We start from the raw sequence: 20975 nt of genomic DNA on the forward strand, positions 1-20975 counted from the left end.
GTGCCGCTCCCCTGACCTGCGGTACCGTCGGAGGGCTCGGGAGCCTCCGGGCGGACTCGTACCGGAAGAGGGGGTGGGCGTCATGGTGGACGCTCGGATCCTGCACACCACGGCCGCGCTGCGCGAGGCGATCCTCCGGCTCGCCGCCGACCGCCCCGTCTCCGAGATCACGGTGGCCGACGTCACCCGCGCCGCCGGGATCAACCGCGCCACGTTCTACTCGCACGCCGTCTCCCCCGGCTCGCTGCTGGCCGACGTGCTCACCCCCGAACTCGACCGCATCCGCGACGACGACGCCGAAGCGCGCCGGACCGCCTCCGACCGGGGTGCGAGCCGCGACGAACTCGCCGCGATCACCCGCAAGGGCATCAACGCCGTCGTCGAGCACGTCGTGACGCACCGGGACATCTACGGCAAGGCACTCCCCGACCCGAACGACGGCTCGCTGCACCGGTTGCTCGTCGAGCACTTCACGGTCTCGAGCGCGCTGCACATCCGGGAGCTCGACCCGGCCACGCGCCCGGAGCTCCTCGACGACGTCGCGGCGGGCTTCGTCGCCCAGGGGTTCGTCGGCGCGATCGAGGCCTGGCTCGCCGGCCCCCGACGTGCCCGCAAGGCCCTCGTCGACACCATCACCGCGTCCTTCCCGACGTGGTGGAGCTGACCGCAGCCCTTCCGGTCGGGGGCCCTTTCGCGCGTAGGAAGCAGTTCCGCACGTAGGAAGCCGCTTTTTCCCGCCTCCTACGCGCGATTCGGCTTCCTACTGCGCGCGGGATGGGTCGGAACGTGCGCGCGCCCGGACGGGAGGCTCGTGGCGGCCCCGCCACGAGCCTCCCGTCCGGCCCGCGGTCGCGACCAGAGCGACCGACCCGCGTCAGTCGGTGGCCGGCTTCTCGCCCCGCTGGAGCGACGTCACGGCGTCGACCGACTGCTCGACGAGCTCGGCGTCGGAGTCCGTCCCGGTGACGCTGTAGTCGGACGAGACCCCGTCGCCACCGGTGCCGCTGGCGGGGACCGCGCCGTCGAGACCGACCACGACCACGCCCGCGTCGTGCGCCGTCTGCAGCGCCCCGGTCAGCGCGGACGGATCGTCCGCCTGCACGAGCAGCGCCTTCGCTCCCGTGCGCACCAGGTCCCGCACCGCGGTCCGCTGCGATCCCGCCGGGTCGGCCGCGTCGGCGACCCGCACGTCGGGACGGAAGCCCGCCTCGGTCAGCGAGGTGCGGAACCGATCCGGCAGCGACGCTCCACCACCGGCCGGCGTCGACCCTTCCGGGAGCAGCACGACCCCGACGACGGCGTGCTGGTCGAACCCGCCGTCCGAGCTGGTGAGGTCCGTGCTCTTGACCGGCGTCGGCGCGACCGAGGTCGTCCCGCTGCACCCGGCGAGGACGAACACCGCGCTCACCAGGGCGGCGGCGGCCAGGATGCGACGCACGGTTCCTCCTCGACGTGGGTCTGCCACGCTACCCGTTCTCGGCAGACGACGGGGGTGGCACCGGACCGAGTCGGCGGACGGCGGACCACCCGACGAAGGCGATCACGGTCATCGCGGCGAACACGAGGGAGAACGCCGTCGCGTCGTGCCGTCCGCCCGAGGCGGTGAACAGCAACCCGGCGACGGCGAGCCCCACCACGCTGCCGGCCGCGTCCGCGATCGTCAGGGCGGAGCTCGCGAAGCCGTCGTCCCCCTCGCTCGAGAACCGGAGCGTCAGCATCGAGGTGCGCGGGTACGCGACGCCCATCCCGGCGCCACCGACGAACCAGCCGGCCACGAGCACCCAGACCGGCAGGTCCCACGCCGCCACCGCGAAGGCCGCGACCAGACTGACGACGACGAGGCCGAGCCCGACGCCGAACGCCCGGGCAGCGGTGAACCGACGCTCCCCCAGCCGTCCGTGCACCCAGCTCGCGCCGGCCCAGCTGAGCGCAGCGACCGTCAGCGCGAGCCCGGCCGCGGACGGCGAGAGCCCGTGCTGCGCCTGCAGGAGGAAGGGCACGTACGCCTCGGCTCCGAAGAACCCCGCAGCGAGGACCCCGCGGAGCAGCACCACCGACGGCAGGCCGGGGGCGGCGGTCAGGGTGCGGCGCGGCAGCAGTGGGCGCAGGGCGACCCAGGCGCCGACGAGCCCGACGACCACCGCGGCGATGCGTGGGATGATCGGCAGGTCAGGGGCGACGTTGAGCAGGAGGACGGCGACGGCGGCCGCGACGGACCAGGCGATCCGCCCACGCTGCCACGGCGGGCGGAGCGCTGCGGCCGGCGGGTGCAACCGTGCGAGGGTCGGGACGAGCAGGCTGAACGCGACGACGGCGATCACGAGCGCCCCGGCGAACACCCAGTGCCAGCTGGAGAGCTCGGTGACGAACCCGGCGAGCGCCGGACCGACGAGTGCCGGGACCACCCAGGCGGCGGCGAACCCGGCGAACACGGGTCCGTGCAGCTCAGCGGGGAAGATCCGGGCGACCAGGACGTAGAGCACCACGTCGATGGCACCGGCGCCGAAGCCCTCGACCAGACGACCGGCGAGGAACACCGGCATGGTCGGGGCGAGCATCACGATCGCGGTCCCGACGGCGAAGAGCGCCGCGGACACCCAGGCCACCACGCGGCCGCCAGCCCGGTCCGTCCAGTTGCCGGCGAGCACCATCCCCGGGACGCCGGCGGCGAGCGGTGCCGCGAAGCTCAGCGAGTACAGCGTCTCCCCGTGCAGGTCGCGGCTGATCTCCGGCATGATCGTCGTCATCGCCAGGTTCTGGAACGCCGCGACGGCCACGATCGCGACCATCCCGATCGTCGGGAGGGCGTACCCCCTGCTGAACAGGGTCGTCCTCGTCGGCGTCGTGGCGGTCACCCGCCCAGGCTATCGGCGACCGGACGGACCGCAGGGCAGCGGCCGGGTCAGCGGCGCAGTGCCTGCTGGACATCCGCGACCAGGTCACCGGCGTCCTCGATGCCGACCGACAGGCGCACGATGTTCTCCGGGACCTCGAGCTCGGTGCCCTTCACGGACGCGTGGGTCATCTCGCTCGGGTAGCCGATGAGCGACTCCACCCCGCCGAGCGACTCGGCGAGCGCGAACACCTCCGTCGACTCGGCGAACCGCTTCGCCGCCTCCGGCCCACCCGCGAGCGCGACCGAGAGCATCCCGCCGAACCCGCGCATCTGCCGGGCGGCGACGTCGTGCCCGGGGTGGTCGGTGAGTCCCGGGTAGTAGACGTGCTCCACCGCAGGGTCGCCGACGAGTGCCTCGGCGACGGCCTGCGCGTTCTGCGAGTGCCGCTCCATCCGGACCGCGAGGGTCTTGATGCCGCGGATTGTCAGCCAGGCGTCGAACGGCGACGAGATCGCACCGGCGCCGAACTGCAGGAACTGGACCTTGTCGGCGAGCTCCTGGTCGCGCAGCACGATCGCCCCGCCGACGACGTCGGAGTGCCCGCCGAGGTACTTCGTCGTGGAGTACGCGACGACGTCCGCACCGAGGGCGAGCGGCTGCTGGAGGTACGGCGACGCGAAGGTGTTGTCGACGACCACGAGCGCACCGGCGTCGTGCCCGAGGGCGGCGAGCGCCTCGATGTCGGCGATCTTCATGAGCGGGTTCGTCGGGGTCTCGACCCAGAGCACGGTCGACGCCGGCGCGTCCTGCAGTGCGGCACGGACCCGGTCGAGGTCGCTCATGTCGACGACGACGAGCTCGACACCCCACGGCACGTGCAGCCGGTTCACGAGCCGGTGCGTGCCGCCGTAGACGTCGTTGCCCATGACGACGCGCGACCCCGGCGACAGCGTGGCGCGGAGCAGGGCGTCCTCGGCGGCCAGGCCGGACGAGAACGAGTACGCGGCGACGCCACCGTCGAGGTCGGCGAGCAGCGTCTGCAGGGAGTCGCGCGTCGGGTTGCCCGACCGGGAGTACTCGTAGCCGTTCCGCATCTGCCCGATGCCGTCCTGCACGTAGGTCGACGTCAGGTGGAGCGGCGGGATGACGGCGCCGGTGGGGCCGTCGGGCTCCTGGCCGGCGTGGATGGCGCGGGTGCTGAACTCGGTCATGTGCTTTCTCCAGGTCGCAACGGGAGGCTCGGATCGCGTCGGTCGCGCACCGCACGGTGGGTGCGCTGCCGCGCTCACTCGGACAGGTAGGTGAGCAGGTCGTGCCGGGTGAGCACGGTGACGGGCTTGCCGTCCTCGACGACGAGGAGTGCGTCGGCGGACTCCAGCGCGCGCCGGGCCGCCGACACGGACTCGCCGACGCCGATGAGCGGCAACGGCTCCCCCACGAAGGCGGTGAGCGCGTCGGCCATCTTCGCGGACCCGGTGAACACCTGCTCGAGGAGCGCCTTCTCCTCCACCGCGCCGACGACCTCGCCGATGACGACGGGTGGCTCGGCGCTCAGCACGGGCATCTGCGAGACGCCGTACTTGGTCATGATGTCGACGACCTCGCGCACGGTGTCCGACGGGTGCGCGTGGACGAGGTCCGGCAGACGACCGTCCTTGCCGGCGATGAGCGACCCGACGGTCCGTGCGTCGTCGGTCTCCGCGAAGCCGTAGGAACGCATCCAGCGGTCGTTGAAGATCTTGCCGAGGTAGCCGCGCCCGCCGTCCGGCAGGAGCACCACGACGACGTCGTCCTCGGTGAGGTCCCGCGCCGCCCGGAGCGCCGCGACGACGGCCATGCCGCTCGAGCCACCGACGAGCAGCCCCTCCTCCCGCGCCAGGCGACGGGTCATCGCGAACGAGTCGGCGTCCGACACCGCGATGATCTCGTCGGGGACATCGGGGTCGTACGCCGACGGCCAGAAGTCCTCGCCGACGCCCTCGACGAGGTACGGCCGACCGGTGCCGCCGGAGTACACGGAGCCCTCGGGGTCGGCGCCGACGATCCGCACGCGGCCGTCCGACGCCTCCTTCAGGAAGCGCCCGGTGCCCGTGATGGTGCCGCCGGTGCCGACGCCGGCGACGAAGTGGGTGATGCGCTCGTCGGTGTCGCGCCAGATCTCCGGACCGGTGGTCTCGTAGTGGCTGCGCGGCCCGTTCGGGTTCGCGTACTGGTTCGGCTTGTAGGCGCCGGGGATCTCCTGCACCAGCCGGTCGGACACCGAGTAGTACGACTCCGGGTGCTCCGGCGGCACGGCGGTCGGCGTGACCACGATCTCGGCGCCGTACGCGGTGAGCACGTTGCGCTTGTCCTCGCCGACCTTGTCGGGCAGCACGAACACGCACCGGTAGCCGCGCTGCTGGGCGACGAGGGCCAGCCCGACACCGGTGTTGCCCGACGTGGGCTCGACGATGGTGCCGCCCGGCTGCAGGTCGCCCGAGGCCTCGGCCGCGTCGAGGATCCGCGTCGCGATGCGGTCCTTCGACGACCCACCCGGGTTCAGGTACTCCACCTTCACCAGCACGGTGGCGCGGATGCCCTCGGTGACGCGGTTGAGCCGGACCAGGGGGGTGTCGCCGACGAGGTCGACGACGGAGTTCGCATAACGCACGACACGAGTCTACGGACTGCCGCTGTCACGGTCTGGAGGGTCGGTGCCAGCTGGCACCGAGCCTCCAGTCCGGAACGTGACGCGACCAGAGCCGCTACCGCAGGTCGCCGGGTCAGCTCGCCACGGCGCGGAGCTGCGCGATCCGCGCCTCGAGCGCGTCGGCGACGTCCTGGTGCCGCCGGTCGATGACCGCACCGATGTCCTTCGCGAGCTGCGGCGACGACCGCACGATGGTGTCGATCGCCTCGACCGGGACGACGAGCACCGTCACCTCGGTCAGGGCGACCTGGTTGGTCTGCACGACCTCCCGTGTCAGCGCGGTCTGCCCGACGTAGTCGCCTGCTTCGACCCGGGACGCCGGGAGCTGCTCGTCCTCGAACGGGACGCGGAGCTCGACGCTGCCGGACAGGACGAACCGCACCTCCCGCGGGACGACCCCGGGACGCATGATCGTCTCCCCCGCCGCGTACCGCTCGAGCCGGACGACGGGCCGCAGGGCGATCGCGTCGTCGGCCCCGAGGTAGAGCGTCGGCGCGATCGTGTCGACGGCGGCGTCGCGGCGCTCGTCGGTGACGAAGTCGTCCGTGGTGTCGCCGTCGAGCCCGAGCCCTGCACGGCGTGCGGCGTACCAGAGCCACAGCCGGAACACGGCGAGCGCGTCGCCCTCTTGCGATGGCCCGCGCACCTCGAACGACACCGAGTACGCCGCTCCGCCGAGCGGGACCGCCGACGGTGTCGTGCCCGGGTACTTCTGCGGGAGTTCGGCCGCGACGCGCTGGAGGAGCGCCACGACGGCCGCCGGTGGGTCGTCGGTGGTGAAGGTGACCTCGGTCGAGACCGGGAACGTGCCGCCCGTGCGCGACAGGTTCGTGAACGACGCCCCCGCGAGCGACGAGTTCGGCATGATGAGGATGCCGTTGCCGGTGTCGATGTGCACCGAGCGCCAGTTCACCTCGACCACCCGGCCGCGGGTGCCGCCGGCGTCGAGCCAGTCGCCCAGGCGGAACGGCTGCTCGAACAGCAGGAAGAGTCCGGCGATGACCGGGCCGACCGCTGACTGCAGCGCGAGGCCGATGACCAGCGATCCGACGCCGAGCGCCGTGAAGATGCCGCCGACGTCCGCGTTCCAGACGAGCTTGAACACCAGCGCGAGCCCGAGGGCGATGAGCACGATCCTGGCGATGTCGACGAAGATCGACGGGATCTTCTCGCGCCACGTGCCCTTCCTGGCGTTCGTGAACAGCAGGATGTTCAGGCCGTTGAGCACGAAGATGATCACGAGGAACCCGAGGACGGTCCCGATGATCCGGTTCGCCGTCACCTCCTTCGGGTCGACCGCCTCGGTGACCTGCGTCGACAGGATGAAGATCGCGATGAGCGGGACGACCGCGTTCCGGAGTAGGCCGATGATCTTGTGGAGGTCGTTGCCGCGCCGCTGCAGGTTCGACTGCCACTCGGTGAGCACGAGCAACACGACGGGCAGCCCGATGATCACGACGATCGCCGGCCAGAACCAGTCCTGCTGCCAGAACGGGGTCATCGCGCGCTCCTGACGAACTTCCACACCCGCTGCGGGCCGCCCTGCGTCTCGACGAGCCCGGCCTCTTCCAGGTCGTTCCGGTCGCCGAGCTTGTCGACCACCCGCTGCGTCGCGAAGACCCCTGGTGTCGGCGCGATGCCCTGCACCCGGAAGGCCAGGCTGACGGCGTCGCCCCACATGTCGTAGATGAGGCTCGACTTGCCGACGAGGCCGCTCGTGACCTCACCGGTGTCGATGCCGGCCCGCAAGCCGATCGATGCGCCGTTCTGCGCGTTGAACCGGTCGATCACGGCCTGCGCGTCCGCGGTGAAGTCGACGACCCTGCGGACGTTGTCCACGCGGGGCACCGACAGACCGCAGCTCGCCAGGTACCCGCTCCTCGTCGACCGCACCCGTTCGACGCCGTGGCGCTGCGCCGCGTCGTCGAAGGACCGCCAGACGTCGTTCACGAGTGCGAGGGACTCCTCGGCCGACAGGCCCCTCGCGAAGTCGTCGAACCCGATGATGTCGGCGTAGACGACCGCGACGTCCTGGTGGTCGGCGGCGATCGTCTGGTCGCCCTGCTTGTACCGCTTGGCGACCTCGTCCGGCATCATCGTCCGCAGCAGCGAGTCGTTCTGCCGTCGCTGGTCGTCGAGCAGGTCCTGCTTGACCTTGAGGCTCCGGCTCATGTCGTTGAACGCGAGCCCGAGGTCGCCGATCTCGTCGCCCTGCTTCGCGCGGACCTCGACGCCGATCTCGCCGGCGCTCACGCGGTTGACCGCGGTCTGCAGGCGTCTGATCGGCCGGACGAACACCTGCGCGAGCAGCAGCGAGAGCAGGCTGACCAGGACGATGATCCCGACGAGCGCGAGTCCGATGTTCCTGGTGAGCTCGTTGACCGGCGCGAACGCCTCTGACGTGTCCATCTGCGCGACCACCACCCAGCGCAGGCCGTCCACCTCGAGCGGGGCGTAGGCCGCCAGGGTCTCCTTGCCGCGGTAGTCGTCCGCGATCACCGTGCCGGTCTTGCCCTGGAGTGCCCGCGTCACCGGGGTGGTGTTCACCTGCTGGAGGAGGACCGACCCCTTGACCTGCACCTCGCGTTTCGCCGTCGCCGGAGCGGTGCCTGCCGAGACCACGTCACGCTCGTACTGCTTCGGGTGCTCGAGGAGCTGACGGGGGTAGGAGCGCATGAGGTTGTCGTCGCCGACCAGGTACGACTCCCCGGTGTCCCCGAGGCCGTCCTTCGCCCAGTGCTGGTCGCCGGTCATCACCTGGTTGATCAGGTCGACCGGCACCTGGACCGCCATGACGCCGATGATCTTGCCGTCCTCGCCGACCGGCGACATCACCCAGAGCGTCGGGACGTTCAGGCTCGGGACGTACCGGGCGAAGTCCGTCACCACGATGTCGTCCGAGCTCGTCAGCTGGAGCGCGTCCTGGTACCCGGTCGCCAGGTTCGAGTCGCGGTAGGGCCCGTCCTCGACGTTCGTACCGAGGTCGGCACCCGCGTAGGCGGAGTAGACCACGGTGCCGTTCGTGTCCATCAGGGCGAGGTCCTCGTAGCCCTGTGCCTCGACGATCTGCCGGAAGTACGGCTGGTACTCGGCGTGCGCGGCGGACCAGGAGCTGCCGTCGCCCGCGTCGTCCTGCTTGATGGCCTTGTCGTAGTCGTCGAACGGCGCCGTGTACTTCGCTTGCAGGTACGCCTGCGGGTCCTGGGTCGGTGCGAACTGCTCCGGGTTCGCCGTGCCGCCGGTGCGGGCGTCGAGCTGCGGGACGAAGGTGTCCTGGTACCAGCCGTCGACCTTGCTCCGGTCGCTCGCCGACACCGGGGTGTCCTGCAGGTCGTCCCATCCGGACGTGAACGCCTTCGTGGCGCCGATCACGCTCGCGTTGCGGCTCTGCGACACCACCGTCTGGGTGAACTGGTTGAACGAGCGCTTCAGTTCGGTGATGCGCGACTCCCGCAGCGACGTCACCTGGTTGAGCGCCGCGGTCTGCAGGGCGTTCCGGCCGTTCACGTACCCGACGGCGCCGATCACCAGGGCCGCCAGCACGCTGACACCGAGGAGCATCACGAGCAGCTTCGACTGGATGTCGAGCGAGCCGGTGGTGAAGAACCGTCGCCAGCGCCCCTTCCGGCGTGCCGGCTGGTCGATCACGCGGATCGAACCGGTCCCGGTCCCGGGTTCTGCCGGCGGGATCGGGTCCGCGTCAGGGGCTGCTGGAGGGACTGCTGTCACGGGAACTCCGATCAGGAGGCACGGCGGTGGCGTGCGCAGGGAACCGGTGGTGCAGCGCCGCAGGATCGGCGTTCATTCACAAGTACCACGTGTGCAACACGCGTGTCAGCGGTTGCTCCGGGATGCATCCGATTGCACACGTGTCACGCGCCAAGCGTGCCGGTTGCCGCCTCGATCGGGGTGTTCTGCTGGAGGTGCAGCATCGCGTAGATGCCGTCGAGCGCCAACAGTTCGTCGTGCGTGCCCTGCTCAACGATCCGACCGTGATCGAGCACGAAGATCACGTCGGCGTCCCGCACGGTGGAGAGCCGGTGCGCGATCGAGATCGTGGTCCGCCCCTGGGCAGCGGCGTCGAGTGCCGTCTGCACGACGCGTTCGGAGATGGAGTCGAGCGCACTCGTCGCTTCGTCGAGCACCAGGACCGGCGGGTCTTTGAGCATCACCCGCGCGATCGCGATGCGCTGCTTCTCGCCGCCCGACAGTCGGTAGCCGCGCTCCCCGACCACGGTGTCGTACCCGTCGGGGAACGAGGCGATGGTCTCGTGGATGTTCGCCGCGCGAGCCGCTCGCTCGAGTTCCTCGTCCGTGGCGTCGGGTTTGGCGTACCGGAGATTGTCGCCGATCGTGGCGTGGAACAGGTAGGTCTCCTGGCTGACGATCCCGACGTGCCGCATCAGGTCCTCGTGCTCGAGGTCACGGACGTCGGCGCCGGCGAACCGCACCGATCCCTTCGTCGCCTCGTAGAGCCGCGGGACGAGGTACGAGACCGTGGTCTTGCCGGCACCGGACGGCCCCACGAACGCGGCGAACTGCCCGGGTTCGAGCTCGAACGACACCCCGCGGAGCGTCGGCTTGTCGGCTTCGCCATCCGGGTACGTGAACGTGACGTCGTCGAAGGCGACGTGGCCCACGCGGGTCTCGTCGACCTTGCCGGCCGTCGGCGAGTCCGTGATCGCGGGCTTCAGGTCGAGGTACTCGAAGATGCGGGCGAACAGCGCGCCGGAGGTCTGCAGGTCGAGGACGACACGCAGCAGCCCCACGGTCGGGAACAGGAGTCGCGACTGCACGGTCGTGAACGCGACGATCGTGCCGGCCGTGATCGGGACGCCGCCGAGGATCAGGTAGGCGGCGACGAGGTAGATGATCGCCGGGATGATCGACAGGAAGATCTGCACGATCGCGAAGAACCACTGGCCGGACATCTGCTGCCGGACCTGCAACGCGATCTGGTTCCGGTTCTCGTCGCCGTAGCGGTGGGTCTCACTGCGCTGCTGGTTGAAGCTCTTGGCGAGCAGGATGCCCGAGACGCTCAGGGCTTCCTGCGTGATGGCGGTCATGTCGGAGAGCGACTCCTGCGTCTGCCCGGCGATCTTCGCGCGGACCTGCCCGACCTTGCGCTGGGCGATGACCAGGAACGGCAGCAGGATGACCGCGACGAGGGTCATCTGCCAGCTCAGCAGGAGCATCGCGACCACCGCGGCGATCACCGTGACGGTGTTGCCGAGCACCGACGAGATCGTGTTGTTCAGCACGCTCGCGACGCCGCCGACGTCGTTCTGCAGGCGCGACTGGATCACCCCGGTCTTGGTCCGGGTGAAGAAGGCGAGCTCCATCCGCTGCAGGTGCGCGAACAGGCGCATGCGCATCGCACCCATCACCTTGTTGCCCACCGTCGCCGTGAGGTACGTCTGCCACACGCCGACGCCGGCGCTGGCGATCCAGAGGACGACCATCGCGGTCACCAGCCAGAACAGCACCGGGAGGTCCGGCGTCCCCGACTTCGGGAACAGCCCGAGGTCGAACGCCTTCTGCGTCAGGAGCGGCGGGATCACCGAGAGCGCCGCCCCGATGAGCACGAGGACGACGGTGAAGACGATCGACCGCCGGTGCGGGACGAAGAGGCCGGCGATGCGCTGCAGCAGGTGCGGGATCCGTGGCGCCTCGGCGTTGGCGGCCTTCTGGGCGTCGTAGTCGCCACTCGAGATCCGGCCGCCGCGACCGCCACCACCACCGCCGCGCATCCCCGGCATGCTCATCGCGAGGTCCTTCCGCCCGGCGCCCACCGGACGGTGCGCTCACTCGAGCAAATGTATCCCCGGGCTCCGACGCCGGGACGCCACCTGCACGGATCTGTGGAATTGACCCCCATCCGGGGCCGTGCGAGCATGATCCGTCCCGTTCCCCGCACCACGAGGTCCCATGTCGTCCGCGCCGTCCCGCCCCGCAACGTCCCTGCGTCACCAGCTCGCGCGACGGAAGCCGATCGACCAGCTGCAGTCCGAGTCCGCGACGGGCGTGAACGGGGAGCCGCTCCGCCGGACGCTCGGCGTCTGGCACCTGACGATGATCAGCGTCGGGGCGACGCTCGGCACCGGCATCCTCGTCGTCCTCGGCACCGCGGTGCCGCTCGCCGGCCCCGCGGTGTGGATCTCCTTCGTACTCGCCGGTGTCGCTGCGCTGCTGTCCGCGCTGTCCTACGCGGAGATGGCCGGCGCCGTCCCGACCTCCGGCTCCAGCTACTCGTACACCTACGCCACCATGGGCGAGGGGATCGCCTGGGTCTGCGGGTGGTGTCTGGTGCTCGAGTACGCCGTCTCGGTGGCGGCCGTCGCGGTCGGCGCGAGCGAGTACGTCGACGAGACCCTCAAGGTGTTCGGGCTGCACCTGCCGGCCGTGCTGTCCGCGCCTCCCGGCGAGGGCGGACTGGTCAACCTCCCGGCGGCGGCGCTCGTGCTCATCGCCACCGCGATCCTGATCCCCGGTGCCCGCGAGAGCGCCTGGGTGAACACGCTGATGGTCGTCGTGAAGATCGCGCTGCTGGTGTTCTTCGTCGCCGTGGCCTTCACGGCGTTCCGGACCCAGAACTTCGAGCCGCTGGCCCCGATGGGCGCCGCAGGGGTGACCGCTGCTGCGTCACGACTGTTCTTCTCCTACATCGGCTTCGACGCCGCGTCCACCGCCGGCGACGAGGCGAAGAACCCCCGCCGCGACCTCCCCCGCGCGATCATCGGGTCGATCGCGCTCATCACCGCGCTCTACATCCTCGTGGCCATCGCCGCGATCGGTGCCCGGCCGTGGACGTCGTTCTCGGCGACCGAGGCGTCCCTCGTCCGCATCGTCGTCGACGTGACCGGCCAGCCGCTCGTCGCACTCGTGTTCTCGATCGGCGCCGTGATCGCGATCGCGAGCGTCGTGTTGACGGTGCTCTACGGACAGACCCGCATCCTGCTGACCATGGCGCGCGACGGACTGGTCCCCCGGGTGTTCGGCCGGGTCTCGCGCCGCACGGGCACCCCGATCGCGAACACGCTGATCGTCGGCATCGTCGTGACGATCGTCGCCGCCCTGGTGCCCCTAGGCGAACTCGCCGACGCGACGAGCATCGGCACCCTCGTGGCGTTCGCGCTCGTGAACGTCTCGGTGATCATCCTGCGGCGGTCGCAGCCGGAGCTCGAGCGGTCCTACCGGGTCCCGCTGTTCCCGGTCGTCCCGATCCTCGGTGCGCTCTGCTGCATCCTGCTGGCCGTGTTCCTCGGCATCGGCACGTGGATCGCCTTCGGCATCTGGATGGTCGCCGGCGCCGCGCTCTACCTGCTCTACGGCCGCCGCCACAGTACGCTCCGCTGACCGCGGCGCGGGCGCCGCGCCCGCTGGCATCTCACGGGCTGAGCGACACTTCTCGCGACGAACGGCGCGTGAACTGTCGCTCGGTCCGTGAGCAGAGTCGTGCACAGGTCTCGCGGGTCGTGTGATCCGTCCACAGATGGACCCTGAGTCTCCCGTTTCGGCTGATCCGTGGCCAGCATCGCTCCTGTGAACGAGAGCGGACACCGACCACGCCTCCTCCGTGCCACCGCGGCTGACAAGAGCACGGCTCGAGCACTCCAACGCGGGCACGCCGCTGGCACCCTGGTTCGACTGCTCGCCGGCGTGTACATCGCCTCGGATGACTGGGCAACGCTCAGCGCGGTCGGGAAGCACCTCGCGCGGGCCCGGGCGATCGCACCGATGCTCCCCGATGGATCGGTCTTCTCACACCTCACCGCGGCGCTCGTCCACGGCTGGCCCCTCGTCGGGCCTGCTCCCGACCGCGTGCACGTCGTCGACCAGGCGGTCGCGGTGATCCAGCACCGCGCTGGGTTCATCCGACACCCCGGTGTTCGGGCACCTGCGACCTCCTCGATCGCGTTCGATGGCGTACCGGTCACGAACGCGCTCGACACCGCCACGGCCGTGATCGCCACCGAAGCGCCTCACGTGGCCGCGGTCGCCGTCGATGCAGCGATCCGAACGAGAACCCTTCACCTGCCCGACCTGATCCGGGCGGTCCCGGTGCGCCCTGCACGAGGATCGGTCCGAGCCGGTCTGGTGCTGACGGCACTGGATCGCCGGCACGAGTCTGCCGGCGAGTCCTTCGCCGCGATCCGCTTCGCGCAGCTCGGGCTGCCGCCGTGTGAACCCCAGGCGGAGTTCCGACACCCCGACGGCACCGTCGATCGCGCCGACTTCTGGTTCCCGACACTCGGCGTCATCGTCGAGTTCGACGGCAAGCAGAAGTACGTCGATCCCGACATGCTCGGCGGACGCGACCCCGGCGACGTGCTCTGGGCCGAGAAGCGGCGCGAGGACCGACTCCGAGCGGTCCCAGGGGTCCGGGCCGTCGTCCGTGTGACGTGGTGGCACCTCGTTGAACCCGACCGACTCCGAGCAGTCTTCCGCGCTCACCGTGTGTGGTTCTGACGAGATGAGTTCACGCGTTCAGCGACAGTTCACGGCTTTCACGGCCCGTGAGCTGTCGCTCAGCGCGAAACCCGGCACGCCCCCACCCCCCGCACACGACGAAGGCCGCCACCCCGAGGGGCAGCGGCCTTCGTGAACCGAACGGTCGAGACTACGCGAGCTCGATCGTGGCGCCGGCGGCCTCGAGGGCCTCCTTCGCCTTGTCGGCCGTCTCCTTGTTCGCACCCTCGAGGATCTTCGCGTCGGCGGTCTCGACGAGCGCCTTGGCCTCGCCCAGGCCGAGCGACGTGAGGCCACGGACCTCCTTGATGACCTGGATCTTCTTGTCACCGGCGGACTTGAGGATGACGTCGAACTCGGTCTTCTCCTCAGCGGCCTCGGCCGGAGCGGCAGCGCCGGCCGGAGCGGCAGCGGCGACCGGGGCGGCCGCGGTGACCTCGAAGACCTCTTCGAACTTCTTCACGAAGTCCGAGAGCTCGATGAGCGTGAGCTCCTTGAAGGCCTCGATGAGCTCGTCCTGCGAAAGCTTCGCCATGATTTTCTCCTACTACTTACTGATGCGTGGTGTGGTTGTGGAACGCGAGCCTGATCAGGCCGCGGACTCCTGCTTCTCGCGGAGGGCGTCCACCGTGCGGACGGCCTGCGAGAGGGGTGCGTTGAACAGGTACGCAGCACCGAACAGCGAGGCCTTGAAGGCGCCGGCGAGCTTGCCGAGCAGGACTTCACGGGACTCGAGGTCGGCGAGCTTGTCCACCTCGGTCGCGGTGAGCGGGTTACCGTCGAAGTAACCGCCCTTCACCACGAGCTCGGGGTTCGCCTTGGCGAATGCACGCAGCGACTTCGCGACGGCGACGGTGTCACCGTGGACGAAGGCGAGAGCGGACGGACCGGCGAGCTCGTCGTCGAACGACGAGATGCCGGCGTTGTTCGCCGCGATCTTGGTCAGCGTGTTCTTCACCACGGCGTACGTGGCGTGCTCACGGATCGAGTTGCGGAGCTCCTTGAGCTGCGCGACCGTGAGACCGCGGTACTCGGTGAGCAGAACGGCGTTCGAGCTACGGAATGACTCCGTGAGCTCGGCGACCGCAGCTTCCTTGTTCGCCATGGTTCTCCTTGGGGTTCTTGCCGGCAGCCCCAGGTCCCGAACTGTGACGAACACAGCCACCACATGAAAAAAGCTCCGGCGCAGAGGCTCGGAGCTGCTCCCCCGCGAACGGATGGAGAGGTTCTGAACACCTGCGCGGGTTGCCTCATGGATGAGGACCTTCGCTTGCTACGCGAGCGCAGCAAGAACCGGCGGTCTTTGGCTTCGAGAACTGTACCAGATGCGGTGGTCGCCACCAAACACCGGACGGCAGGCTCGGTGCGGCCTGGCACCGGTCCTCCCGTCCGCCGCGTGGTGACGTTCCGACCCACAACGCCCGCAGTAGAAAGCCGAATCGCGCGTAGGTGCCCGGAAAATCCGACCTCCTACGCGCGATTCGACCTCCTACGCGCGATTCGGCACGTCGGACCAGGCGTCGGCAGCATCAGCAGCAGCGGCAGCATCAGCAGCGGAAGCAGCCACGGGCTCCGCGGGCAGGTGCACCGTGAACACAGTGTTCCCCGGCTCGCTGGCCACGTCCACGGATCCGCCGTGCGCCTGCACGACCGCATCCACGATCGCGAGCCCGAGGCCGGTCGACCCTGCGGTCCGGGACCGCGAGCTGTCCGCACGGGCGAAGCGCTCGAACAGCTTCGGCAGGAACTCGGGGTCGATCCCCTGCCCGGTGTCCCGCACGGTCAGGTCGACGCCGCCCTGGACCGGCGCGATCCCCACGGTGATGCGGGTGCCGTCCGGCGTGTGCGTCCTGGCGTTCGTGACGAGGTTCACGATGACCTGGTGGAGCCTCGCGGCGTCACCGAGCACCACGACGGGCGACGACGGCACGTCCACGTCGATCGGGTGCTCCGGGGACGCGGCGTGGGCGTCGTTCACGGCGTCGAAGACCAGCCCGGTCAGGTCGACGTCGTCGAACTGGATCTCGCGCCCTTCGTCGAGTCGAGCGAGGAGGAGCAGGTCCTCGACCATCGAGGTCATGCGGACCGACTCGGACTCGATCCGGCTCATGGCGTAGACGACGTCCGGCGGCAGGTCCCCGCCCATCCGCCGGGTGAGTTCGGCGTACCCGCGGACCGATGCCAGCGGGGTGCGCAGCTCGTGCGAGGCGTCCGCGACGAACTGTCGCACCTTCTGCTCGGAGCGCTCGCGGGCCTGCATCGCACCGCCGATGTGCCCGAGCATGCGGTTGAACGCGCTGCCGACGCGGCCGACCTCGGTCCGGGGATCGGTGTCCGGGACACGGACGCCGTCGAGGGCGTCACTCCGCTCGAGGGGCATCCTGGCGACGGCGGACGCGGTCTCGGCAACCCGTTCGAGCGGGCGCAGCGATCGCCGGACGACCACCGCGGCGACGATCGACGCCGCGATCAGCGCGCCTCCGACGACGACGATCACGACCCAGAGCAGTGACCACACGCTCTGGTAGACGGGCGACATCGGCAGCCCGACCACGAGCACGGCGTCGTCGAGGTAGCCGGTGTCGACGCGGACGGCTGCGACCCGGTAGCTCCCGGTGCTGCCGAGGCCGATCGTCGCCGGTGCCACACCGACCTTCACCTGACCGAGTCGCTGCAACTGGTCCGTCGACAGGGACGTCGGCGACCCGTCGTCCTGGATGACGATGCCGCCGGCACGACCGCTGGCGAAGTAGTAGGCGGTCAGGGTCCCCGCTGCCTGCCCGGCCGGACGCAGGACGTCGTCGCCGGGCGGCTGGTCGTTCTGGCCCTGCCCGAACTTGTTCGTGGCACGCTTCGTCGCGGTCTGCAGCTGCTGGTCGATCGCGCCGGTCTGGATCGAGGCGAGCGCGATGATGCTCCCGGCGCCGATCACCGCGCTGACGGCGACGACCAGGGCGACGATGCTCAGGACGAGTCGACGGCGGAGGGTCACGGGAGTCTCAGGAGACGGGCTTGATGACGTAGCCCACGCCACGCACCGTGTGGATCATCGGCTGCTCGCCGGCGTCGATCTTCTTGCGCAGGTAGGAGATGTAGATCTCGACGACGGAGGACTTGCCACCGAAGTCGTACGACCACACTCGGTCGAGGATCTGCGCCTTCGAGAGCACACGACGCGGGTTGCGCATGAGGAAGCGGAGGAGCTCGAACTCGGTGGCGGTCAGCTCGATGGGCCGGCCGGCACGCGAGACCTCGTACGACTCCTCGTCGAGGACCAGGTCGCCGACGACGATCCGCGAGTCACCGGCCTCGGAGATGGAGATCTGCGAGCGGCGGATGAGTCCGCGGAGCCTGGCGACGACTTCCTCCAGCGAGAACGGCTTCGTGACGTAGTCGTCGCCGCCCGCGGTGAGGCCGGTGACCCGGTCCTCGACGGAGTCCTTCGCGGTGAGGAACAGCACGGGGGTGTCGTCGTTGTTCTGGCGGAGCCGGCTCAGCACCTGCAGGCCGTCGAGGTCCGGCATCATCACGTCGAGCACCATCGCGTCCGGCTTGAACTCGCGCGCCTTGGCGAGGGCGTCCTGGCCGCCGTTCGCGCTCGTGACGTCCCACCCCTCGTAGCGGAGGGCCATCGACAGGAGGTCGGTGAGGCTGGCCTCGTCGTCGACGACGAGGATGCGCAACGGCGAACCGTCGGCACGGGTGAGGCGCGGGGCTGCGGAGGGCTGGGAGATGGTCACGTCTTCGAGTATCGAGAGTTTCCTATGAGCCGTCTGAGACGGGCCGAAGTGCCGTCTGTGGATGATCCGGCAGGGTTCCACGGGTGCCGTCCGTAGCGTCGAGGCATGATCCGTTCCACGGCATGGCCGACTGACGCGTCCGGCGTCGACTTCGCGCGTCTCGAGGAGGCGGCCGGGAGGCTCGGCTCGTCCCCGGCGGACCGGCTCGCGTTCGCGCGGTGGGTCGCCACCACCACCGCACCCCTGACCGCGGGCACGGCCGGTCCGGTGTTCGCCACGCTCGCCGCCGTCGCGGCCGCGGACGTGGCGCTCGCCCGCACGGTCGAGCCGCACCTCGACGCGCTCGGGATCCTCGCGCAGGCCGGGGTCGACGTCCCCGAGGGTTCCGCATGGGGCGTGTTCGCCGCCGAGGCACCGGGGCTGCGGCTCGAGGTGGACGACGCCGGTGTCCTGACGGGGACGAAGCCGTGGTGCTCGCTCGCGTCGGTGCTCTCGCACGCGCTGGTCACGGCACACCGCGGCGACGAGCGGCAGTTGTTCGCCGTCGATCTGCGCCAGGAGGGCATCACCACGCACGACGAGGCCTGGGTTGCCCGCGGGATGCCCGACGTGCCGAGCGGGCCTGTGGACTTCGACGGGGTGCCGTCCGAAGCGGTCGGTGGTCCCGGGTGGTACCTCGACCGTCCGGGCTTCGCGTGGGGCGGGATCGGCGTCGCGGCCTGCTGGTGGGGTGGTGCCGTCGGGCTCGCCCGGGTGCTCCGGTCACACGCGGCATCGCGCCGGGACGCCGAACTGCTGCGGGTTGCGCTCGGCGCCGTCGTGGCGGACCTCGCCGACGCCGAGGACGCCGTCGCCGGCGCCGCGGCCCTCGTCGACACGGACGCGGATGCGGACTGGGCCCTGGTGGCGCAGACCGTCCGGTCACGTGTCCGTCGTGCCGTGGACGACGTGCGCACGCGGGTCGTCGCGGCGCTCGGCCCCGGACCGCTGACGTCCGACCCGGCGATCGCCGCTCGCGTGGCCGACCTCGAACTCTACGTCCTGCAGGACCACGGCGACCGGGACCTCGCGCGCATCGGCCGGATGGTCGTCGAGCGTGGCGGTGTCGCATGGTGAGCTTCGACCACCGGCAGCCCGGCACCGATCCGGCAGCCTGGTCGGCGTTCCTCGCCACCGTCCCCGCCGGACCGGTCGACGTCGCCGCGTACGCGTCCGTCGTGGTCGTCGCGCCGCATCCCGACGACGAGACGCTCGGTGCCGGCGGGCTCATCGCGACCGCAGCGGACGCCGGTGTCCCCGTGCACGTCGTCCTGGTGTCGCTCGGCGAGGGGTCGCACCCGGACTCCCCCACCACGACGGCCGCCGGGCTCGCCGACACCCGTTCGTCGGAGTTCCGGACCGCGCTCGGGACCCTCCACCCGTCCGTCACGTCGGAGTTCCTCGGGGTCCCGGACGTCGGTCTCCGCGAGCAGCCCGACACGCTGCGCGACGCACTCGCCGCCCGGCTCGACGCCGCACCGGCACGGACGCTCCTCGTCGCACCGTGGCGCGGGGACGGGCACCGTGACCACCGGGTCGCCGGGGAGATCGCCGAGGCCGCCGCGCGCCACCGGCACGACGTCGACCTGCTCGCGTACCCGATCTGGACGTGGCACTGGGACGACCCGACCGCGTCGGCGGCGCCGTGGGGCGATGCCCGGGCGCTCGCCTTGTCCGCCGCCGTGCTCGACCGGAAGCGCCGTGCCCTCGCCGCGTACCGGTCGCAGGTGGAGCCGCTCTCGCCGGCGCCCGGCGACGAGGCGATCGTGGACGACCGGCACGCAGCGCACCACCTGACACCGACGGAGTGGTCCTTCGGAGTGGCGCGGTCGCGATCGCGCGAGTCCTTCGACGCCCACTACGAACGGAAGCCGGAGGGTTGGGACTTCGACGGCTCCTGGTACGAGCGACGCAAGCGCGCCGTGACCCTGGCGGCGTTGCCCCGCGAACACTTCCGGTCCGCGCTCGAGATCGGCTGCGCGACCGGGGTGCTCACCGCGGCGCTGACCGACCGGGCCGACGACGTCCTCGGCACCGACATCGCCGCGGCACCCCTGGAACGCGCACGAGCACGGGCTCCACGTGCACGGTTCCTGCAGGCGGCACTGCCGGACGAGTGGCCGGTGGGGACCTGGGATCTCGTGGTCATGTCCGAGGTCGGCTACTACCTCTCCGCGGCGGACCTCGACCGGACGATCGACCTCGTGCTCGACTCACTCGCGGACGACGGCGTCCTCGTCGCCTGCCACTGGCGACACCCGGACGACGAAGCGGTCTCGAGCGGCGACCTCGTGGACGAACGACTCCGCGCACGATGGCCACGTCCCGCGCTCGTCCGGCACGTCGAGGACGACTTCGTGCTGACGGTGATGCCCGGTGCCGACGTCCGCTCGGTCGCACGAGCCGAAGGACTCGTGCGGTGACCGGCCGCATCGACGTCGTCGTGCCCGCCCACGACGAGCAGGACCGCCTCGCCGCCTGCCTCGACGCGCTCCGTACCGCGACGAGCCGGCTCGCAGCAGAACGGCCGGACGTCTCGGTCGGTGTGACCGTCGTGCTGGACGGGTGCACGGACGACAGCACAGCGATCGCACGGTCGTACGGCGTCGCGGTCGTCGAGACGCCGCACGTCGGTGTCGGGCGAGCCCGGTCCCTCGGCGTCGCGCACGCCGTGCGAGCTGCCGGCGACCCCGATGCCGTCACCCACTGGCTCGCCCACACCGACGCCGACTCCCGGGTCGACGCCTCGTGGCTCGTCCAACAGGCCGACGCGCTCGCCCGCGGGGCGCACGTGCTCATCGGTGCCGTCGTCCCGGACCCGGACGACCTGGACCCGGTCGTCCTCGCCCGCTGGACCACGGCACACCCGCCCGGTGCCGCCCTCGGGCACGTCCACGGTGCCAACCTCGGGGTGCTCGCGGCCGCGTACCGCGCGCTCGGCGGCTTCGACCCGGTCCCCGAGCACGAGGACGTCCGCCTCGTCGAGCGTGCCCGTGCCCTCGGACTCCGCGTCGACGCCACGATCGAGGCGCCGGTCGTGACGAGCGGACGGTTCGCCGGTCGGACGCCGGGCGGGTACGCCGAACACCTCCGCCAGACCTACGGCGACGCATCGTGAGCACTCCTTAGACACCTCATAGGGACGCGATGGCACCGCCATAACCCCCGTCCGTACGTTCTCCTCATTCCCGCACCGGCCCC

Annotated in this window: 17 protein-coding genes; 6 read left to right on the forward strand and 11 right to left on the reverse strand. The window is 70.8% G+C overall.

What is annotated here, in order from left to right:
• Positions 1-82: 82 nt before the first annotated feature.
• Positions 83-664: a TetR/AcrR family transcriptional regulator gene (locus ACO0E1_RS10920; RefSeq protein ID WP_422874208.1), complete on the forward strand. Its 582-nt coding sequence runs from the start codon at positions 83-85 to the stop codon at positions 662-664.
• 210 nt (positions 665-874) lie between these two features.
• On the opposite strand, the gene ACO0E1_RS10925 is transcribed toward ACO0E1_RS10920, so the two are convergent.
• The 7 genes from ACO0E1_RS10925 to ACO0E1_RS10955 form a co-directional block, all read right to left on the reverse strand.
• The gene (locus ACO0E1_RS10925) at positions 875-1438 is read right to left on the reverse strand and encodes a substrate-binding domain-containing protein (RefSeq protein ID WP_422874209.1); all 564 of its coding nucleotides are present in this window, start codon (positions 1436-1438) and stop codon (positions 875-877) included.
• A 28-nt stretch (positions 1439-1466) separates the two neighbouring features.
• Positions 1467-2855, reverse strand: a complete 1389-nt coding sequence (locus ACO0E1_RS10930) for an MFS transporter (RefSeq protein WP_422874210.1) — start codon at positions 2853-2855, stop codon at positions 1467-1469.
• A 47-nt stretch (positions 2856-2902) separates the two neighbouring features.
• Positions 2903-4048 (reverse strand): cystathionine gamma-synthase, encoded by a 1146-nt coding sequence (locus ACO0E1_RS10935; protein ID WP_422874211.1) that lies wholly within the window; start codon positions 4046-4048, stop codon positions 2903-2905.
• 74 nt (positions 4049-4122) lie between these two features.
• A complete protein-coding gene (locus ACO0E1_RS10940) occupies positions 4123-5487 on the reverse strand; it encodes a cystathionine beta-synthase (RefSeq protein WP_422874212.1) in 1365 nt (454 codons plus the stop codon).
• Positions 5488-5599: 112 nt separating this feature from the next.
• On the reverse strand, positions 5600-7027 hold the full coding sequence (locus ACO0E1_RS10945; protein ID WP_422874213.1) for a mechanosensitive ion channel domain-containing protein: 1428 nt from the start codon (positions 7025-7027) through the stop codon (positions 5600-5602).
• Positions 7024-9255, reverse strand: a complete 2232-nt coding sequence (locus ACO0E1_RS10950) for an adenylate/guanylate cyclase domain-containing protein (protein WP_422874214.1) — start codon at positions 9253-9255, stop codon at positions 7024-7026. Before ACO0E1_RS10950 ends, ACO0E1_RS10945 begins: the two co-directional genes overlap by 4 nt.
• A 143-nt stretch (positions 9256-9398) precedes the next feature.
• Positions 9399-11285, reverse strand: a complete 1887-nt coding sequence (locus ACO0E1_RS10955) for an ABC transporter ATP-binding protein (protein ID WP_422874398.1) — start codon at positions 11283-11285, stop codon at positions 9399-9401.
• Between the two features lie 169 nt (positions 11286-11454).
• On the opposite strand from ACO0E1_RS10955, the gene ACO0E1_RS10960 reads away from it, so the two are divergent.
• Together ACO0E1_RS10960 and ACO0E1_RS10965 are read left to right on the forward strand one after the other, a co-directional pair.
• Positions 11455-12882, forward strand: a complete 1428-nt coding sequence (locus ACO0E1_RS10960) for an amino acid permease (protein WP_422874215.1) — start codon at positions 11455-11457, stop codon at positions 12880-12882.
• A 186-nt stretch (positions 12883-13068) separates the two neighbouring features.
• Positions 13069-13995, forward strand: a complete 927-nt coding sequence (locus tag ACO0E1_RS10965) for a hypothetical protein (protein WP_422874216.1) — start codon at positions 13069-13071, stop codon at positions 13993-13995.
• 151 nt (positions 13996-14146) lie between these two features.
• On the opposite strand, the gene rplL is transcribed toward ACO0E1_RS10965, so the two are convergent.
• From rplL to ACO0E1_RS10985, 4 genes are all read right to left on the reverse strand, one after another.
• The gene (gene rplL / locus ACO0E1_RS10970) at positions 14147-14530 is read right to left on the reverse strand and encodes a 50S ribosomal protein L7/L12 (RefSeq protein WP_281265111.1); all 384 of its coding nucleotides are present in this window, start codon (positions 14528-14530) and stop codon (positions 14147-14149) included.
• Between the two features lie 54 nt (positions 14531-14584).
• On the reverse strand, positions 14585-15100 hold the full coding sequence (rplJ, locus tag ACO0E1_RS10975) for a 50S ribosomal protein L10 (protein ID WP_123655473.1): 516 nt from the start codon (positions 15098-15100) through the stop codon (positions 14585-14587).
• A 384-nt stretch (positions 15101-15484) separates the two neighbouring features.
• Entirely contained in the window at positions 15485-16987 is a 1503-nt protein-coding gene (locus ACO0E1_RS10980; protein ID WP_422874217.1) for a sensor histidine kinase, read from the reverse strand.
• A gap of 7 nt (positions 16988-16994) precedes the next feature.
• Positions 16995-17735 (reverse strand): response regulator transcription factor, encoded by a 741-nt coding sequence (locus tag ACO0E1_RS10985; RefSeq protein ID WP_422874218.1) that lies wholly within the window; start codon positions 17733-17735, stop codon positions 16995-16997.
• Between the two features lie 105 nt (positions 17736-17840).
• Between ACO0E1_RS10985 and ACO0E1_RS10990 the strand changes: the two genes are divergently transcribed.
• The 3 genes from ACO0E1_RS10990 to ACO0E1_RS11000 are packed head-to-tail and all read left to right on the forward strand — an operon-like array spanning position 17841 to position 20892.
• The gene (locus ACO0E1_RS10990) at positions 17841-18851 is read left to right on the forward strand and encodes an acyl-CoA dehydrogenase (RefSeq protein WP_422874219.1); all 1011 of its coding nucleotides are present in this window, start codon (positions 17841-17843) and stop codon (positions 18849-18851) included.
• Positions 18845-20197 (forward strand): PIG-L family deacetylase, encoded by a 1353-nt coding sequence (locus tag ACO0E1_RS10995; RefSeq protein WP_422874220.1) that lies wholly within the window; start codon positions 18845-18847, stop codon positions 20195-20197. Before ACO0E1_RS10990 ends, ACO0E1_RS10995 begins: the two co-directional genes overlap by 7 nt.
• Positions 20194-20892, forward strand: coding sequence for a glycosyltransferase family 2 protein (locus tag ACO0E1_RS11000; RefSeq protein WP_422874221.1), 699 nt, complete (start codon positions 20194-20196; stop codon positions 20890-20892). Before ACO0E1_RS10995 ends, ACO0E1_RS11000 begins: the two co-directional genes overlap by 4 nt.
• Positions 20893-20975 lie beyond the last annotated feature (83 nt).

The sequence above is a fragment of the Curtobacterium guangdongense genome, assembly GCF_049341845.1.
In the GTDB taxonomy this organism is placed as follows: Bacteria; Actinomycetota; Actinomycetes; order Actinomycetales; family Microbacteriaceae; genus Curtobacterium; species Curtobacterium guangdongense.

Excerpts from the sequence above, each read along its gene's own strand:
- ACO0E1_RS10935 (WP_422874211.1), bottom strand. The coding sequence starts at position 4,048 with ATGACCGAGTTCAGCACCCGCGCCATCCACGCCGGCCAGGAGCCCGAC.
- ACO0E1_RS10960 (WP_422874215.1), top strand. The coding sequence starts at position 11,455 with ATGTCGTCCGCGCCGTCCCGCCCCGCAACGTCCCTGCGTCACCAGCTC.
- ACO0E1_RS10995 (WP_422874220.1), top strand. The coding sequence starts at position 18,845 with ATGGTGAGCTTCGACCACCGGCAGCCCGGCACCGATCCGGCAGCCTGG.
- rplL (WP_281265111.1), bottom strand. The coding sequence starts at position 14,530 with ATGGCGAAGCTTTCGCAGGACGAGCTCATCGAGGCCTTCAAGGAGCTC.
- ACO0E1_RS10920 (WP_422874208.1), top strand. The coding sequence starts at position 83 with ATGGTGGACGCTCGGATCCTGCACACCACGGCCGCGCTGCGCGAGGCG.
- rplJ (WP_123655473.1), bottom strand. The coding sequence starts at position 15,100 with ATGGCGAACAAGGAAGCTGCGGTCGCCGAGCTCACGGAGTCATTCCGT.
- ACO0E1_RS10990 (WP_422874219.1), top strand. The coding sequence starts at position 17,841 with ATGATCCGTTCCACGGCATGGCCGACTGACGCGTCCGGCGTCGACTTC.
- ACO0E1_RS10955 (WP_422874398.1), bottom strand. The coding sequence starts at position 11,285 with ATGCCGGGGATGCGCGGCGGTGGTGGTGGCGGTCGCGGCGGCCGGATC.
- ACO0E1_RS10945 (WP_422874213.1), bottom strand. The coding sequence starts at position 7,027 with ATGACCCCGTTCTGGCAGCAGGACTGGTTCTGGCCGGCGATCGTCGTG.